The following is an 18,023-nucleotide window of genomic DNA, read 5'->3' on the forward strand; positions in this document are numbered from 1 at the left end:
CGAATTCGTAGCTGTTTTGCACATTCGGATTAGAGCGAAGCATGCAACCACCGCCTTGTTAGGATAACAATATTATACCATATTAACGCGGTGAATGGATAAAAAACGGAAACAAAGAAATAGCCTGCTGAGGGTTTCTCAACAGGCTGAGATCAACCCAAAGCGGGTTGATCTTTTTTTGTCCGGTTCACGCTCCGTTCATATTTGCAAGGTAAAGTATTTTCCAGAATCGGATGGACATTTATAAAGGAGCGAGGAGTGGAATGAACGGACTGATTAAATTTTCGATGAAGAACGTCGCGGCAGTGATCATCATCGTCGCCATGCTGTTCGGCGGCGGGATGTTTTCGGCTACGAAGCTGAAGCAGGAGAACTACCCTAACATCTCGTTCCCTGCGGTTTTCATCAGCACCACCTACCCGGGATCGCCCAAAGATGTGATGGACAACGTGACCAAGCCGATTGAAGATAAGCTGGCGAATATACCGGACCTTGACCAGCTGACTTCGACCTCTAACGACAACTATTCTTTTATTCAGGTGATGTTCAAGCATGGGGTGGACCTGGACAAGAAAAAGCGGGAAGTCGAAAACTTAATCCAGGATGTCAGTTTGCCTTCTACGGCACAAAGGCCGAAAGCCATGACGTTCGGGTTCTCGTCGATGCCGGCCTATTATCTGGTCGTGTCGGCGAACGAAGGCGTGAGTCAAACCGAGCTCGACAAGCTGTATAAGGACAAGATCAAGCCGGGATTCGAAGGCATTAAAGGCATCGACCATATCACGGCCATCGGCAACCGGGAAACGACGATGGACATTCAGCTTAATGCCGACGCGCTGAGCGCCTTCGGCTTGACGCCATCGCAGGTGACCGCTTCGATCGAATCCGCGCTGTCCAAAGGACCGATCGGCTCCGTCGAGCTGAGCGGCAACGAGAAGATGGCCCGCGTATTCGGCGATTTGGAAAGCTTGTATGCTGTGGAACAGCTGGAGCTGACCGTGAGCTCCGGTGGAACGGTCCTCTTGTCTCAGGTGGCGAAAGTTTCCGCTGTGACGGAATCCAAATTCATGGCCAGACTCGACGGCAAGGCAGCGCTTGGCATTCATTTGTTTAAAACAAGCGATGCGAACGCCGTGGAGTTCTCGGATGCCGCCGACAAGCTGATGAACGATTGGAAGACGACGATGCCGAACGTCACCTTCCGCTCGATCTTTAATACGGCGGACGAAGTAAAGGAATCGATCAGCGGCATGCTGCGGGAAGGCGTGATGGGGGCGATACTTGCTTCGCTCATGATTCTCATCTTCCTGCGCAACGTCCGGATGACGCTCGTGGTACTCGTCTCGATTCCGCTGTCCATGCTGATCACGCTGCTGCTGCTGCATTATTTAAACATCACGCTCAACATGATGACGCTCGGCGGCATGTTCATCGCTGTCGGACGGGTCGTAGACGATTCGATCGTCGTTATCGAGAATATCTATACGTCGCTGGAAAAAGCGCAGGAGCGCAACGAATCGGTCATCCTGATGGCGACCAAGCAGGTGGCCATGGCCATTACGTCCTCGACGATTGCAACTGTGGCCGTATTCGCTCCGATCGGGATGGTCAGCGGGATGGTAGGTGAATTTTTCCGGCCGTTCGCCATTACGATAGCCGTTGCCTTGATGGCTTCATTATTGGTGGCGTTGACCGTCATTCCGATGCTCGCCAAGCTGCTGGTGCTGCGAGGTAAGTTCAAAGCGCACGACGAAACGAAAGTCGGCCGGTTTACCTCGATGTACGAATCGGCTCTGGAGTGGTCTTTGACGCACAGGATCAAGTCGCTGCTCATATCGGGCCTGCTGTTTATCCTTTCGATTGTCATCGTCGTACCTAATTTGGCTATCGCGCTATTCCCGGACGGCGCTCAACCGCGCAATATTTATTATACCGTGAAGCTGCCTTACGAGACTTCCTATGCCGCGACCGATCTTAAATCCAAGGAATTGGAAAAGATGCTGATGGAGAGCAAGGATTCGAACGGCGATCCCGTATTGCGTTACGTGGAGGCGCTTGTCGGATATAACGGCGGAGACGGAGTGAATAACGACCGGGTGCCCTATGCGTTCCAGCTCTTTGTGGAAATGAACGAGAACGTGAAGCCCGATCAAGTCAGGGATCAATTCAAAAACGCGATTTTGGCCGAGCTGCCGAAGGGCTCCGAAGTTCTCCCTTCTTCCCTCGGCGGAGGAGGTCCGGCGACGACTGATTTCGGGTACACCTTGTACGGAAACAATCAGAAGGATTTGATTGCTGCGGCGGGGATCGTCAAGAAGAAGCTGGCGGAGTTCCCGGAGCTTTACGAAGTGAAGGACGCGTTAAGCGACGCCAAAACCGTAGTCGATATCGTCGTGGACCAGAAAAAGGCGCGAACGTACGGCTTGGATGTCAGCACGATCCGCGAAACGGCGCGGGGCTGGGTTCAGAAGCAGCAGCTCGGCGATGTTAAGCTGGACGACGTAACGTACAAAACGACCGTTTCTCTTAGTAAAAAGGATAAAGATACGCTTGAGAAGCTTGGCCGGCTTCCGATATCTACGAAAACGGGAACCGTCTATTTGAACGAAGTGGCCAAAATCCGCGAGGTAGAGGCTCCGGCGAGCATTTCACGGAAAACCCAAAAGCAAGAGGTCTCGATCACGGCGAAAATTAATGGCGCGAACAAAAACGGCGTCAGTCTCCAGGTGAACGAGGCTCTGAAGACCCTTGAGCTCCCGGAGGGGGTAACCCGCGAGCTCGGAGGAGTCAACAAGGACACCGACGAAAACTTCGGCCAACTGTATATGGCGATGAGCGTTGCGGTATTTATCGTGTATCTGGTCATGGTGCTGGCCTTCGGCAACGCCTCGGCGCCGTTCGCCATTCTGTTCTCGCTGCCGCTTGCGGCGATCGGCGGTCTGCTGGCGTTGCTCATAACAAGGGAATCGCTTAATATCACGTCGATGATTGGCTTTTTGATGCTGATCGGGATCGTCGTTACGAACGCCATCGTGCTGCTCGAACGGGTGCAGCAGCTTCGGGAAGAAGGGTACACGGTGCGCCACGCGCTGATGGAAGCGGGTAAGGTCCGCTTGCGTCCGATTATTATGACCGCTGCGGCGACGATCATGGCGCTGCTGCCGCTCGCGCTCGGATTTGCGCACGGCACCTTGATTTCCAAAGGGCTTGCGGTCGTCGTTATCGGCGGCTTGACGACTTCGACCATTCTCACGCTGGTCGTCGTGCCGATCGTCTATGAAATGATCGAAAGCTGGAAAAGCCGGATTTCCGGTTGGTTTAACCGAAAAAAACCAGACGACGGTTCGAAGCCGGCGACGATAGAGATGTAACGAAGGAGGAGGCACGGAAAGATGAGAAAGGTTAGAAAAGACGTTGCGATGAAGAAAGCCCTCACGCTTCGGGTCCTCGCCTTATTGGCAGCGGCCGCCCTGCTTGCGGCAGGCTGCTCGGCCCCGGGCGCCAAGGGAGAATCCACGGTTGACCTCAAGCTGGATAACCGCCCGGTAAAGACAGAGGCGGTCGCCAAGCGCAAAATAAGCGATCCGCGCGAGCAGGTGGCGGAAGTGGTGGGGATGTCCGCCATGGACATTATCCCGAAGGCGAGCGGTCAGATTACGCAAGTCTTGAAGAAACGCGGAGATGTCGTGCAGGCGGGGGAGGTGTTGTTCCGAATCGACAATCGCGAGGCGGAATCGTCCTTGAAAAAAAGCCAGCTCAAGCTGAAGAGCTCGGAGCAGACGCTTGCGAAAACAGTGGAGGACAACGCCAATTCCCGCCGCAATTTGCAGGACGAGATTACGAAGGCGGAGCAGAAGGCGAGCGACGCGGAGAAAGACTACAACAAAATGCGGAATGATTTTGACGCCGGTGCAGCAACGCAGCGGCAGGTGGAACAGGCCGAGCAGGCGCTGAAGAATGCGCGCATGGAGGTGCAGGCACAGCGCAACAAGCTGACAGCCCTGGACAAAACGAATTCGCTGGCCGACCAGCAGACGGAGGTGGAATCCTCGCGGATCAGCTTGGAGGAGGCTCAGCGGTCGCTTGAGAATTATGACGTCAAAGCGCCTGTCAGCGGGGTGCTGACGGATTATACGATAGAGCTTGGCGGGAGCGTTTCGCCTAACGGCAAGATAGGGCAAGTCCAGCAGATCGATCCGATCAAGCTGAAGGTCGAGCTGTCGGAGCCGTCGTATGAGCTGGTCAAAAACAAGCAGGAGCTTGCCTACTACAGCCCGGATAATCCGGCCGAGAAAGGAATGGCCAAAATTACGTTTTTATCGAACGTCATGAGCGCAGCCACAAAATCGTATTCTCTGGAGCTGGAAGTACAGAATCCGGATCAGAAGCTGAAACCGGGTACCCGGGCTATAGTTCAGCTCACCACCGAGGCGGAGGAGCAGGTCGCAGCCGTTCCGACGCTCAGCATTGTCCGCGAAGAATCGAATTCGTTCGTGTTCGTGCTTCAAGGGGATACGGCCCAGAAACGTAAAATCAAGCTGGGACGTATCAGCGACGCTTATCAGGAAGTACTGGAGGGCGTCAAGGAAGGAGAGCAAATCGTAACGAGCGGGCAGCATCAGCTGAAGGACGGCCAGAAGGTGGAGGTGGCCAAACCAGCCCCTCAAGGCCAACCCGCCCCACCGGCTCAAGAGCCGGCTAAAAAATAAGATCCACGGCATAAGGAGGAATCATCGATGAAACAACCTTGGAAAACAGCGCTAACCTTCGTCATAATCGGGACGACACTCCTTCCGGCAAATGTGCCGGCGCTGGCGGCCGATACGACCCAAACGACAATGGCCGCTCCGAGCAACTTCGGCTTAACGGATTCGATCCGTGCCGCGGTGAAAAGTCTGGCGATCGAAACGACCGCCGGCGGCACACGCATAGGCGCGTCCGTTCGCTTGTATAACGGGGGAACGCAGAAAACTCGGGTTCCCGATCATCAGGTGCACGTCCGTACGACGGGCGGAGTGCAGTATACGCTGAAGGCGAGCGCCGCGAACAAGGCTGCGCTTGAGCCGGGCGAAATCGGCGAACTCGTATATATGACCGTCATTGAGGGTACGCCGGCGATTAAACTGTCAGAGCTGTCCTTCGTCAATGTGGATGAGTATGTTTATCCGAAAAAGGAAACGAACCTGCTGACGATTCCGCTAGGCGCGAGGCAAGTGTGGTACGCGTCGGCGGCAGGAGCGGATAAAGCCGCCGAGCCGAAAGGATGGGGAGAAGCGTTTACGATTCCGGGCTTAAATTCCAGCCTGCGCTACACTCCTGCGGCTATCAAGGTACAGTATCCGATAAGCGGTGCTTCTGCCGGAGCGTCAGGCACGCCGTCCGGTGGAGCTTCCGCGGGAGCCGCGTCCGGCGGGACCACCGGTGGCGCATCCGTGCCGGAAGCGGGAGGGGCAGCCGCTGCCCCGGACGGTGCAGCGGCTGCGTCAGGCAGTGCGCCCGGCGGTGCGTCTGGCGCATCCACTGGGACTCCAGCAGCCGCACCGAACGCTGCAGGAGAAGCAACGGGGCCTGTGGCGCTCGTCACCTTATTGGTGGAAAACCCTGGCGTTGGGCGGGAGACGGTACCCGAATTCCGCATCGACGGGCAATCGGAGAATAAGACGTATACCGGCAGCCGTACCGAGCATGGCGCCGTGATGGTCGAAGCCGGCGAGAAAAAATATATTCATTTTGCCATACCGGTCGAACACAACGTGACGCTGACCTCCTTATTCGTTACAACGACCGAAACGTTCGTATCGGGAGGAGGACAGGGTACGCCGACTACGGCAACAGGCTTTGACGTCGGCCGCGTGCAGATTGCGGTTCCGGGCGGCGCGCAGACGGATACGGCGCCTGCGATTTCTTACCGGATCGGCAGCCCGATCGTCTTCGATTCGTTGAATAAGATGATCGATGCCAATACGGAAGTGACTCTGATGGAAATGCATCTTCATGAGAGTGACAACGGCTTTCATTCGGTAGTCGCCAAATTCCGGATCACGAACAAGAGCGATAAGCCGGTGCCGGTGCCTGCTTTCCAGACCGAGATCCTCGGAGGAGACGGAGCCGCTTATGCCGGAGCGCGGCAATCCGGGGTCGCGACTGCGTTGAACCCGAACATGAGTTATGTCGTGAATTATTCGTTCAACGTGCCGAAGACGGAGAACGGCAAGCAGCTGACGATCAAGCTCTTGGATACGCAGTCCACAGCTCCTTACACGAGCACAATCGCTTCCTTACAGACGGCTGCAAGCAGCGAGGCGGCAGGGGATACGTTCGCTATGTACCCGTTTGATCTGAAAATCGTCGATTGGACATTGTCCGCTACAACCTCACCCGGAATGACCGGCCTGTCCTACGGCTACAAGCTGTCGTTTACGCTGGATGTGAAGCAGACCGATAACGTCGTGGTCGATCAGAACTTCTCCAGGCTTTATATGGAGCTGGTGGACTCGCAAGGACGCATGCTCGGCACGGCCGAAGGCCCGTTCACCGGTCCGAACAAGCTGATTACAGGCAAGCAGATTTTGACCTTCACCGCGAAAACGGACCAACTTGAAAATCCGTTTACCATCCGTGTTTATGAAGCATTCGATACGCCAAGCGGGCTAGCCAAACGGTATATTACCACGCTCAAACAATAAGCGGCGGTGCTGCATAACGAAAACAGCCTTTCGAATCCTGTTGGACTCGAAAGGCTGTTTGCTTATATCGGGCTTCCGTATCGCTTGCTAGGACCGGATTTTTCGGACGCCCTGCATGTATATGTCTACGGTCGTGCCTTTTCCTTGCTCGCTGCTTATCTTCATGCTGCCCCCATGATTTTCGATAATTTTAAAGGTGACCATGAGACCGAGCCCGGTACCTTTCTCCTTCGTCGTATAGAACGGTTCCCCCAGTCGGGGAATACGGTCTTCCGGAATGCCGCAGCCTTGATCGGTAAATCGCATCAGCAGCTTTCCGCCCTCCATTTTGCGGAATTCGGCGCGGATTTGTCCGCCTTCCGGCATGGCATCGATGGAGTTGTTCAAAATGTTGATAAATACCTGCTTGATTTGATTCTCGTCGCAGTTGATTTCGGGAAGATCGGGGTCCGCTTCCGTGACAATGTCGACATTATGAATCATCGCTTGAGAGCCGAGCAGCATAATCGTATTTTCTAGAATGATGAAGGCGTTCTTCGGCTGGTATTTGACGACTTGCGGCTTCGCGATGACCAGAAATTCGCTGACGATAAAGTTGATCCGCTCCAGCTCGTCGATCATGATTTCGAAGTAATTGTCGTAGCCGCTTACCTTGCTTTGAAGCAGTTGGACGAAGCCTTTGAGCGAGGTTAGCGGATTGCGGATTTCATGGGCGACCCCGGCGGCCAGTTGCCCAACGATCGACAGCTTCTCGGAGCGGAGAATCATCTCCTCGGCCCGCTTGCGCTCGCTGATGTCCTGGCCGATCATATAAACGCCGGCAATTTGCTTGTTAACGAAGATCGGAAAGTTAAATACGCTGAGCTCGACCGGGTTGCCGTCCTTGCGCACAAACGTAATTTCATAATGGGGTGTCATGCCGTTGAGCGTTTCCTCGAAATGGTCGAGCCATCGCGTATAATCGTCCGGGGAAATCAGCGGATTGATCGTGCGGTGAAGCAAATCCGCTTCCGCGTAGCCGGTGACGCCGAACATGGCGGGATTGACGCTCGTAATGAGGCCCGCCAGGTTCAACGAGCAAATTGGATCGGGATTGTGCTCAAACAGCGATTTATAGCGCAGCTCGCTTTCTTCAAGCAGCAGTTCGGTCTTTTTCTTATCGTAGAGCGCTTTGATCATCGCGTAGGACCGGGCGAACCGGTGATCCTCTTCCTGGGCCAGTATGTTCTCGAAGATGCGATCGGCTTCGTCGTCGATGATGCCTTTGTCAAGATCCTTCATCTTTCCTAGAAGATTCATGACGTTGGTAATATGCTCGCCGTGAATCCAAGCCGCGGAAGCAGTTTTATAACGGGTCGTTTGGCCGTGCTGCAAGGTGACGATTCCTTTGCGGGGCTCGTACTCCGTTACGTGGTTCATATTGACCACATTCATCTGATCGATCAGGCGAAAGCCTTCCTCGTACAGCCACTCTTCGAAAGCTTCCAGCGACGCTGCCCAGTAATATTTATCGGAAACCGTGTGAATGATATATTCTTTATCCCGTACGCATTCGATTTTAACGACTTCATCAGAAGGGATGATGGTGATGTCAGAACTTTTTTTATCACGAATGACTGGGATTTTTTGCATATTTTGATATCACCTGCCTGTCGCATTCGATTCATTATACCATGCTTGCCCCCATCGTAACAGATTAAAAATAGGCCCAAAGGCAATCCGAACGGGGTTCAGATGCTTCGGAGCGTAAGAGCTAAGCCGGCATCCAAACGATATCTCAAGGCCGGTAAAGGCGCGGAGAAGCGGCCATTTCATTATATAGCGTGCCGAATCGGGAAGTAAATGCCGAGCTTGGATAGCGGATTTTTCAGAGGGAGAAGCGCATGGGCTTTATTTTGAACAGGCAACCGGGGAGATAAGCCGCATATGGAAGCTTGCGGTTAAGTCGCAAGCCTCCGGACGACCTAGGTGAAGAGCTTCTTGGCGGAATAAGGATACGGATGAAGATGAACAGCGGTTGAAGATACCTTTAGTGGGCTGGCGCGCCGGTTTCTTCCGGCGGAAAGGGGACGTGCCTCGCAAACTCGGTTTCAAGCGTAGTCATGCGGTGTTCCATGGCTGACAATTTGCGCTCAAGAGCGGCAAAGCTTAGGGAAATTCCGGCATAACGCTTATGCAGGTCCGTCAGCTCTTTCGTGATCGCTTTCAATTGATTTTCCATGCGTCGAAAGCACCCCTCTCTCGGATTTTTCGTTATTTATATGATTCGGGCGGCGCAGAGCTGTTTAGGTCCGTCGGCAGGGAGAGTTGGGAAATATGGCGACTAAGCTATGCTTTCATCCCTATGACCGCAAAAAAAACGTACTCGCTCGGCGGGAAATCTGGTACAATTCGGGTGTAGATTTACACAGCAAGAAGGGAGCTCCGGACACCCGATGATCTATTTGCGCCATTCGAAATGGCTACGTTTTGTTGTTTCCTTAATCGCGCTTACGCTGCTGGTGTCGGCGTATCGGATTTTTACCGTAGAAGGCGAGGCCCGTACGCCCAAATTTGTCTTGATGCGTCTGGAGGATATCGGACCCGGCGGACAATATGCTTCGCTTGAGGAACTTGGAAAGCTGAGAACCGTGCTGGAATATTTGCGCGACCAGAAGGTGGCGTACCATATCGCGGTCATTCCCCGCTGGATCAATCTGCCCCCGGACGGATCGCGGTACGACGTACCCCTTGACGAGGAGGGCAGTCCGTACGCGGCGGCTTTCCGCAAGGTGCTCCAGCAGGCTTCGGATAGCGGCGCGGTCATTGGCATGCACGGCTATACGCACCAAGTCGGCAGCGTGCGCCGGGATGACGGCCACCACGAATCGGGGATCGGCAACGAGTTCCAAGTGTCAGATGTGGAAGAAACGATGAAGGCATCGTATGCGGAGCAGCGTATAAAAGAGGGGCTTGCGATATTCGAGCGTGCGGGAGTGAAGCCGCAGTTCTGGGAGGCGCCGCATTACCGGACGACTCCCGAACAGGATGGGGTGTTCCGCTCCTACTTCGGTCTGAACTATCAGGCGGAGGTACAGTCTCACCGCAATGCCGAAGGCGTCTTTTATTGGAATCAGCGCAATTCCGGCTACGGCAGTCCGACGCTTGGCGCCGTTTACGTTCCGACACCTTACGACTACATTCCTTATAATAAAGACGAGAAAATGATTGTGGACCGGGTCGGTCAATCGAATCACGTGGCTTCCTTTTTTTATCATCCCTTTCTTGAGTTTAAATATTTGACCCCCGTCCTGGACCCGGGAGGCGAACCGGTCTTGCGGGACGGGCTTCCGGAATTCCGTTACCCCGAGCAGAATAAGAGCGTGCTGCAAAAGCTCATCGCCGGCCTGCGGGCGAAAGGATATGCATTCCGCTCCATCCACGACTATGTTCCGTTCACGCCTGCTCAGAGCGTCAAGCTGCTGCCGGGCGGCAAACAGAACGTGTTTCTCGAAGATGTCGACGGCGACGGGCAAGCCGATACGGTGCAGTGGAATGCGGCGAATGGGGAGATCAGCGTGATTCCCGGCCGGTTCGAGGGACGGCGCAATGAAGCGCAGCCGGCGCCGGTGCGATGGGGGCAGGCGGAAGATGCGAACGGGGCTACCGCCGCCGTCAGCGGCAAAGATGCGGAAGGGCTGTGCAGCTTCTGGACGGCGAATCCGGGCGGGCGCTTGGACCGCTACGTATCGGACGGGCGGAAGTTCTATCTGGCGCAGAGCTGGAAAATTGAAGCCAAAGCTTGGAGCTCCCTATATACGCTCCCGTTATCGAACGGCGATGTGGTTGTGGCCGGACTAACGAAGGATAAGCTTCAGCTATACGGCTGGCGAATCCGGGGGAAGGAGCTGAAGCCGATTAAACCGTACAAGCTCCGAAGCGAAATGAATCAGGAGCTTCAGGTTCGCATGGAGGGCGGACCTGCGCTGTTTGCCTCCAAAGACGGCGCCTCGGGCGGCATTCAGCTTCAGCCGGATACCTTCGAGATGAGCTGGAAGCTGACCCGTGTGGATCTCGGTCTCCCGAATGAAGACGGCTTGATCCGGCTCGGGGACTTCAACGGGGATGGCCGGGAAGACGCGCTCCGGTGGGACTCGAAGACGATGCGCTGCACCGTCTATGCAAGGGACGAGGACCGGGAGTGGAGGCTGCTTTCCACCTTCGGGCCGTGGGGGACGCCGGGAAAAGGCGTTAATCTGATGGTCCGGGACGTCGACGGCAATGGAAAAGCCGACTTGGCATTGATCGACCGCTCTGGCGGCACTTTGGACTTCGCCCTATCTTACCAAAGCAAATAAGCAAGCTATGGAAATGTACCGCCAGAGCCTCAGCTATGATCTTGCATATATTATTCATTGAGCTGTTACCTGGCCCGGCGGATTACGCCGGGCCGTTTTACATAGGAAAGAAAGCAGCAGGAATCTGCCTTGGAATAGGAAGAAAAGACTATAGTATTTTCTCCCTTGTTCAGTTGGGAAAATTCAGGCACAATGGGAAGAGATAGGTAGACCGGAGTCTGGAAAAAGCAGGATTTAACGCTTGAGGGGCGAATAAACATTTGATCGAACCGATCAGTTTTAAACCATTATCATGTCAACAAGAACACCAAACGAAATTGGCTGAAAGAATCGCAAGCGGCATCCGCCGGTATCTCGAAGCCGGAGGAGCGTGAGGTAACACATGCCGCTGGAACGAATATCGAGGCGGATTGCCGCATTTTTCACCATTGTCGTTTTTTTGATCGTAGGACTGATTGCGGGAGAACGGTTGTTCTTCAACTACGGCAATTCTCCGACGGCGGTTCAGGGCGAATTGGATCTCCGGGGATGGGATTGGGACCGGACAGGGCATCTTCCGCTGAACGGCGAATGGGAGTTTTACTGGAACGAATTCAAGCACCCCGAAGACTTGGCGGCGGATCGCTTCGGAGCGCCACGCTACGCCAGGCTTCCGGGTTCCTGGAACGGCACGACGGAGGACGGAAAAGTACTGACGGGCGAAGGGTACGCCACTTACCGGCTCAAGATTTTATTGTCCGATCATGAGCGGATGTTCGCCCTGCGGCTTCCTCCGATCTATACGTCCTATAGGCTGTGGATTAACGGCGAGGAAATCGCGTCGGCCGGTACCGTAAGCAGATCCGAGCCGGAAGCGAAGCCTCATTTTATGACCCGGTTGGCTGTGGCCCATACCCATTTGAGCGAGATGGAGCTGATTCTCCAGATATCGAATTATTCGCACGAGAAGGGCGGCATCCGGCAGCCGATCGAGTTCGGCCCGTTTGAGTCGGTGGCGAGAGCGAAGCAACTGTCGGTCGGCTTCGATACGCTGCTGATCGGCAGCCTGCTGATCATGGGGCTTTACCATCTCGGCTTGTTTGTCGTACGGACCAAAGAATTGGCTATGCTTTATTTCGGCTTATTTTGCCTTGTATTCTGCCTGCGCATGGCGCTGATCGGGGAAATGGTCGTGACCCAGGCGCTTCCCCGCTTCGATTGGACGCTGGCGCTGGTTCTGGAGTATTTGACGGCGGATTTAAGCATGCCGCTGTTCGTCTTGTTTTTCGCCAGCATGTATCCGAGGGAAAGCTCGCGGAAAATCACGACCTTCTTCTGTGCGGTCACGCTGGGTTACGCCGTGGTCATTCCGCTGCTGCCAACCGTGCTTTTTTCGAAATGGCTTGTCGTCCTGCAACTGATCGTGGGAGCGTGCATTTGCTACATCATAAGCATCATCGTGCTCGCTTTTTTGCGCCGCAGAGAGGGCAGCGGACTGCTGCTGTTCGCCAGCTTGATCTTCGCGGCTACGATCGTCAACGACATGCTGTACGCTCACGAGCTGGTGCAGACAACGGACAAAATGTCCGCTTTCGGCTTGTTGATCTTTATTTTCTCCCAGTCGGTGCTGCTTTCGGTCAAGCTGTCGCGGGGGTACGGGAGCGAGGAGAAGCTGTCGGCCGCTTTGACGCAGCTGAACAGCGGGTTACACGACAAGATCAAGGAACGGACGGCCGATCTGGAACAGGCGAACCTGGAGCTGCAGCGGAAAAACGACGAGCTGTCGCGGATGGAGAAGTCCCGGAGTCGGCTGCTCAGCAACATATCGCACGATTTGGGCACGCCGCTGACGACGATCCAGTGCTATCTGGAGGCCGTGCTGGACGGCATCGTGGATACGGAGGAGCAGAAGGAGCGTTATTTGCGGCTCATTCACAGCAAAGTCGTCAGCATGGACCGGTTGATCGAGGACCTGTTCCAGCTCTCCCAGCTTGAAGCGAGACAAGTGACTTTCAAAAAGCAGCTCATGCGCACCGACCGCCTGATCGAGCTGCTGTTCAGCCGCTACGAGCTGGATACGCGCAATGCGGGCATTCATTATATGCTGACGCTTCGGGCCGATGGAGACGATCCGGCGCGTGAATTTTCCGCGGTGGAGGTCGATCTGGAGCGGCTGCATCAGGTGTTCAGCAACTTGATCTTCAATGCGATCAAGTTCACGCCGGAAGGCGGCTCCATTCAGGTAGAAATGATCGACGACGGGGAACAGCTGCTGTGCCGGGTCAGCGATACGGGGGGCGGCATCAACGAACAGGATTTGCCTTACGTGTTCGACCGGTTCTATACCAGCAACCGATCGCGTAATTCCGCTGCGGGCGGCAAAGGACTCGGGCTGTCCATATCCAGAGAAATCATAGAATACCATGGGGGACGAATCTGGGTTGACCGGACCGAACCGGGACGAGGAACCGTGTTCTGCTTCACGATACCCGTTGCCAATCCCCAAAAAAAGCTTGACCGGCAACAGTCCAATTGTTTATTCTCTTCTTAGGACCAGGGAACTACATCGATGCGGTGGTGAAACGGATGACGGAGCAAACAGTGTTAGTTGTGGAAGATGATCCCGAGATTCGGGAAGTGATCCGTCTTTACTTGGAAAAAAACAATTACCGTGTCCTGCTCGCAACCAGCGGCGAAGAAGCGCTTAAGATCGCGGAGGCGGAGCGGCCGGATCTGGCGATATTGGATGTGCTTCTGCCGGGGCGAAGCGGCTTTGAAGTATGCCGGGAGCTTCGGGCGGTTTCTCCCGTGCCGATCTTATTTTTGAGCTGCAAAAAAGACGAAGCGGACAAAATCGCCGGCTTGAATCTGGGCGGCGACGATTATATTACGAAGCCATTCAGCCCGAACGAGCTGATGGCCCGGGTGCGCGCCCATTTGCGCAGGCCGCATCTGGCTGCGGCGGAGCAGGCGGGAGGACAGCCCGACAAGCTGGTCGTCGGCCATTTGCGGATCGATCGGTTAAGCCGTGTGGTGAGAGTGAACGGGCAAGAAGTAACGTTGTCCCGCAAGGAATTCGACCTGCTGAGCTTTCTCGCCTCGCGTCCGGAGCAGACCTTCAGCCATGAGCAGCTGTTCCGCGAAATTTGGGGGCAGGAGAGCTTCAACGATACGAGAACGATTATCGTCCATGTCAGCAACCTTCGCAAGAAGATCGAGCCGGACCCGTCGAATCCGAAATATATTATCAACGTCCATGGCGTCGGCTATAAATTCATCGCCGGGGGCGCCAGCCATGCATTGAAACTGTAAACCGTAACCTTGAGCCATTCAAGGCGCGGTTTATTTTTTTTGCCGGGCGTCAGGGAGGAGAGGCGGTATATTTACGGTGGAAGCGCGGCAGCCTGTAATTTTTATCCCTTTTCGGCCCCGGAGGTTTATGCTAAAACAGACTAGAAAGAGGTGGTGGCTATGCCGTGGTTCGGAGCCCGCATGCGCCGGGCGGCGGAACGTTTCCGCGATTGGGGGCTCGAGTGGAAGGTGTTCCTGATGACGTCGGTCGTCATTCTGATCGCCGTGCCGCTGACGGGGGCATTCTCGTTCAATCAGGCGGCCCGCTATATCGAAGAGTACGCCTATAACGCCGCAGACCGGACGGTCAGCCAGCTTAGCGCCAATGTCGGCAACGAGCTGAAGAACGTCAGCGACAAGCTGTACTGGATCAATTCCAGCGACGAGCTGGCAAGGGCGATCGACTGGAGCCAGAACCGGTCGGATGAAGCGTATTCCGTCATCTTCAACAATGTATTTTCGTTGTTCTCGAAAGCGAGTCTGTCCTCTCCCACGATTCGCGGGATTTATTTATATACGCCAAGGGGAGAATTTTTCGAAGGGGTTCCTGCAGCAAGAAAGGAAACCGATTTCAAGGAGACGGCCTATTACAAGGCGATCAAGCCTTCGTCGACGAACCGCTGGGTCTACGCCGGGCAAAATCCGCTCTTTGTCGAGGAAGGAGCGGTGATCGGTCTGGTCAGCCGGCCAGCCACGGCCAACGGGGCGCTGGAGCTGGACAATTATTTGGCGATCACGCTGCGGGCAGACTATTTCGAACGCAACCTGCAGAGCATCCAGTTGGTGCCCGACGGATTCTCGATGATTTTGGACGAGAACGGCCGGCCGATTCTGCTGTCCTCCCGGAGCGAAGCGACGGAACAGTTTCTGGAGCAGGCGCAGGTACCGGATGTCTCGGGCAAACCGTCGTTTTTCGAAGTGAAGCTGGGAGATCAGACGTATCTGGTCAATCATAAGCCGATTCCGATTGCCGGCTGGCAAGCGCTGGTCGTTCAGCCGAAAAAGCAGCTGCTCGTCAAGATCGCTTACATTAAATATTTTACCGTACTGCTGACGGTGGCGCTGCTGGCGTTCTCTTTCTTCATGAACAAATCGATCGCCCGCTGGGTTACCCTTCCGGTACGCAGGCTGCAGCGGCTCATGTCCCAAGCCAAAAAAGGCGACCTCGACGTGCGCTTCGCTTCCGAGAGCCGGGACGAGATCGGCGAGCTGGGGCGGCGGTTCGACGAGCTGCTGGACCAAATTCAGCGGCTGCTGAAGCAGGTGGTGGAGGAGAGCCTCGCGAAGCGGAGGGCGGAGATGCGCGCGCTTCAAGCGCAGATCAATCCGCATTTTCTGTACAATACGCTCGACGAAATTTATTGGAAATCGCTCGAATTCAACGATTCGTCGGCCAGCGATATTATTTTGTCGTTGTCCCGCTTCTTCCGGCTCAGTCTGAACCGTGGCGAGGAAGCGACGACTGTGGAGAAAGAAATGGAACACGTCGAGCAATATTTGAAGCTCGTCAATTATCAATACAAGCGGCAGTTTACGTTCGAGGTGTCGGTGGACGAGCGGACGAAGGAAACGATTGTACCGAAAATCATCCTGCAGCCTTTGGCGGAAAATGCGGTGCTGCACGCGTTTAGAGACAACGAGTATCAAAATAACCGGATCTATGTGAGAAGCTTCCGGGAAGGAACGGACACGACCGTGCTGACCGTGGAAGACAACGGCTCGGGGATCGATCCGGAGCTGCTCGGACTTTTCAACGCGCGGCTGCATGCCGCGGACGCGGCGCCGGGCGTCGCTTCTCAGAGCGGAGAAGGCTACGCGATTATGAATATCAAGGAACGGCTTCGTTACTTTTTCGGGGAACGCGCATCGTTCCGGGCCAAGAGCCGGGTTGGGGAAGGCACGCGATTTGAGATCCGCATCCGCGATGCGAAGGAGGAGGTACTGCATGAAAGTACTGCTGGTGGACGATAAGGAGAGCGTCGTGCAAGGCATCCGCAAGCATATTCCATGGGAGACGCTCGGCGTATCGCAGGTCGAGATCGCACTCGACGGCAAGGAGGCGCTGCACCGCTATGCAAGCGATCCGGCCGATCTCATCGTGACGGATATCAAGATGCCGAATATGAACGGCATCGAGCTGATGGAGCAAATCAGGGCACGCTTCGAGCGGTCCGTCCGTTTCGTCGTACTTAGCGGCTACGAGGAATTCGACTACGCGAAGCAAGCGCTCGCGCTCGGCGCTTCGAATTATGTATTAAAGCCGGTTGACATTAAAGAAATGACCGGGATTATCGCCAAGCTGCTCGGCGAGCTTCGCAAGGAGCAGGAGCGGGACGCGCAGCGGGTGAAGTTTCAGCAAACGATCCGGCGCAGCCTGCCTGCTCTGCGGCAGCAATATTTGAACGAGATGATCCGATTTCGGGACGAGCGGCAAGTACGCTTGCGGGATAAATGGGATTTTGCGGAAATCCCGCTCAAGCCTTCGAGCTTCGGGCTGCTGGCCGTCGCGATCGACCGTTTCGACGAAATTTCGCATAAGCCCGTAGAGGAAGTCGAGCTCAGCCGCTTTATCGTCGAGAACATTATCGGCGACTGCTTGTCGTCGTGGGGGACAGGCATCGCTTTTTATGCCGAGTGGGGGGTGCTGGCGATGCTCGTCAATTACGACCCGGCTGAGCCGGCCAAAGAGGTCAAGGAACAGCTGTTGAAGTTTGCCGACTGGTGCCGCACTTCGGTGGAGAAGCATTCGGGCCTTACGGTAACGATCGGCATCAGCTCGTTATGTCCGGAGCTGCGTGAGCTGCCCGGCGCATATCGGGAAGCCTGCGAGGCGATCGAGCATGTGTATTTTTTCGGGAACAACCAAGTGGTACACGTGGAGGACTTGATCCCGTTTCGGATGAAGCGGACCGGCTACCCGTCGCTTCAGGAGCAGGAGCTGCTGACGCTCGTCAGGCGGGGCCAGGCGGAATCGGCCCAGGAAGCGGCGGCTTCCTTCTTCCGTGCGCTCGAAGGGGAGGAGGGCAAGCCGGCCGATTTCCGCTTCTCCTGTATTCAGCTTGTTACTGCGCTGAACCGGCTTCTGCACGATCTGGGGATGGCGGAAGGGGAACGCGGCCCGCTGCCCGAGGCGTGGTTTGAGCTGTGCAACCGCGCGAAGCTGGGCGAGTTAAAGGAGCATATTCCGGTCTGGTTCCATCAAGCGGCGCTGCAGGTCAAGCAGTTCGTCCAAGCGGGCTCCAAATCGATTGTCGGCGAAGCGAAGACGTTCATCGAGCAGAATCTGCTGCAGCCAATCGGGTTGTCGGCGGTAGCGGATTATGTCGGCGTCAGCCCCAACTACTTCAGCGGCCTGTTTAAACGGGAGACGGGAATCTCCTTCGTGGAATACGTCACCGATCTGAAGCTGGCCCAAGCCAAAGACTGGCTGGAGGACGCCGCCATTCCCATCTATGAAATTGCCGAGCGGCTTGGCTACCACGACCGCAAATATTTCCGCGAAATTTTCAAGAAAAAGAACGGCATCACGCCGTCCGAGTACCGCGAGCAGCGGCTCGGCACCTCGACAGGGGAGGAGTAAATCCTCCCCCAGAGTGTTGGGAAAGTGGTTTGTCTAATGCAGGGGAACATTTCGGAGGTGGGGTATCTACTGGAGGAGCGATAGCGTTCG

General features: G+C 55.3%; 10 protein-coding genes. 8 read left to right on the forward strand and 2 right to left on the reverse strand.

Going from position 1 to position 18,023, the window contains the following annotated elements:
• Positions 1 to 263: 263 nt before the first annotated feature.
• The 3 genes from KQX66_RS13330 to KQX66_RS13340 are packed head-to-tail and all read left to right on the forward strand — an operon-like array spanning position 264 to position 6,686.
• Complete coding sequence (locus KQX66_RS13330) at positions 264 to 3,371, forward strand: efflux RND transporter permease subunit (protein ID WP_216793116.1); 3,108 nt, start codon at positions 264 to 266, stop codon at positions 3,369 to 3,371.
• A 21-nt stretch (positions 3,372 to 3,392) separates the two neighbouring features.
• Entirely contained in the window at positions 3,393 to 4,709 is a 1,317-nt protein-coding gene (locus KQX66_RS13335; protein ID WP_216793119.1) for an efflux RND transporter periplasmic adaptor subunit, read from the forward strand.
• Positions 4,710 to 4,736: 27 nt separating this feature from the next.
• The gene (locus KQX66_RS13340) at positions 4,737 to 6,686 is read left to right on the forward strand and encodes a hypothetical protein (protein ID WP_216793121.1); all 1,950 of its coding nucleotides are present in this window, start codon (positions 4,737 to 4,739) and stop codon (positions 6,684 to 6,686) included.
• Between the two features lie 87 nt (positions 6,687 to 6,773).
• Here KQX66_RS13340 and KQX66_RS13345 read toward each other — a convergent pair whose 3' ends face one another.
• Both KQX66_RS13345 and KQX66_RS13350 read right to left on the reverse strand, forming a co-directional pair.
• On the reverse strand, positions 6,774 to 8,318 hold the full coding sequence (locus KQX66_RS13345) for an ATP-binding protein (RefSeq protein ID WP_216793123.1): 1,545 nt from the start codon (positions 8,316 to 8,318) through the stop codon (positions 6,774 to 6,776).
• A gap of 397 nt (positions 8,319 to 8,715) precedes the next feature.
• Positions 8,716 to 8,907: a hypothetical protein gene (locus tag KQX66_RS13350; RefSeq protein WP_216793125.1), complete on the reverse strand. Its 192-nt coding sequence runs from the start codon at positions 8,905 to 8,907 to the stop codon at positions 8,716 to 8,718.
• 214 nt (positions 8,908 to 9,121) lie between these two features.
• Here KQX66_RS13350 and KQX66_RS13355 point away from each other — a divergent pair, with 214 nt between their 5' ends.
• The 5 genes from KQX66_RS13355 to KQX66_RS13375 all read left to right on the forward strand — a co-directional run bounded on the left by KQX66_RS13355 (position 9,122) and on the right by KQX66_RS13375 (position 17,933).
• A complete protein-coding gene (locus tag KQX66_RS13355) occupies positions 9,122 to 11,023 on the forward strand; it encodes a DUF2334 domain-containing protein (protein WP_216793127.1) in 1,902 nt (633 codons plus the stop codon).
• A gap of 382 nt (positions 11,024 to 11,405) precedes the next feature.
• Positions 11,406 to 13,553 (forward strand): sensor histidine kinase, encoded by a 2,148-nt coding sequence (locus KQX66_RS13360; RefSeq protein ID WP_216793129.1) that lies wholly within the window; start codon positions 11,406 to 11,408, stop codon positions 13,551 to 13,553.
• A gap of 35 nt (positions 13,554 to 13,588) precedes the next feature.
• On the forward strand, positions 13,589 to 14,314 hold the full coding sequence (locus tag KQX66_RS13365; RefSeq protein ID WP_216793132.1) for a response regulator transcription factor: 726 nt from the start codon (positions 13,589 to 13,591) through the stop codon (positions 14,312 to 14,314).
• Between the two features lie 159 nt (positions 14,315 to 14,473).
• Positions 14,474 to 16,324, forward strand: coding sequence for a cache domain-containing sensor histidine kinase (locus tag KQX66_RS13370; protein ID WP_216793134.1), 1,851 nt, complete (start codon positions 14,474 to 14,476; stop codon positions 16,322 to 16,324).
• The gene (locus tag KQX66_RS13375) at positions 16,299 to 17,933 is read left to right on the forward strand and encodes a response regulator (protein WP_216793136.1); all 1,635 of its coding nucleotides are present in this window, start codon (positions 16,299 to 16,301) and stop codon (positions 17,931 to 17,933) included. Before KQX66_RS13370 ends, KQX66_RS13375 begins: the two co-directional genes overlap by 26 nt.
• Positions 17,934 to 18,023: the final 90 nt, after the last annotated feature.

The sequence above is a fragment of the Paenibacillus oleatilyticus genome (assembly GCF_018998565.1).
Classification (GTDB): Bacteria; Bacillota; Bacilli; order Paenibacillales; family NBRC-103111; genus Paenibacillus_G; species Paenibacillus_G oleatilyticus.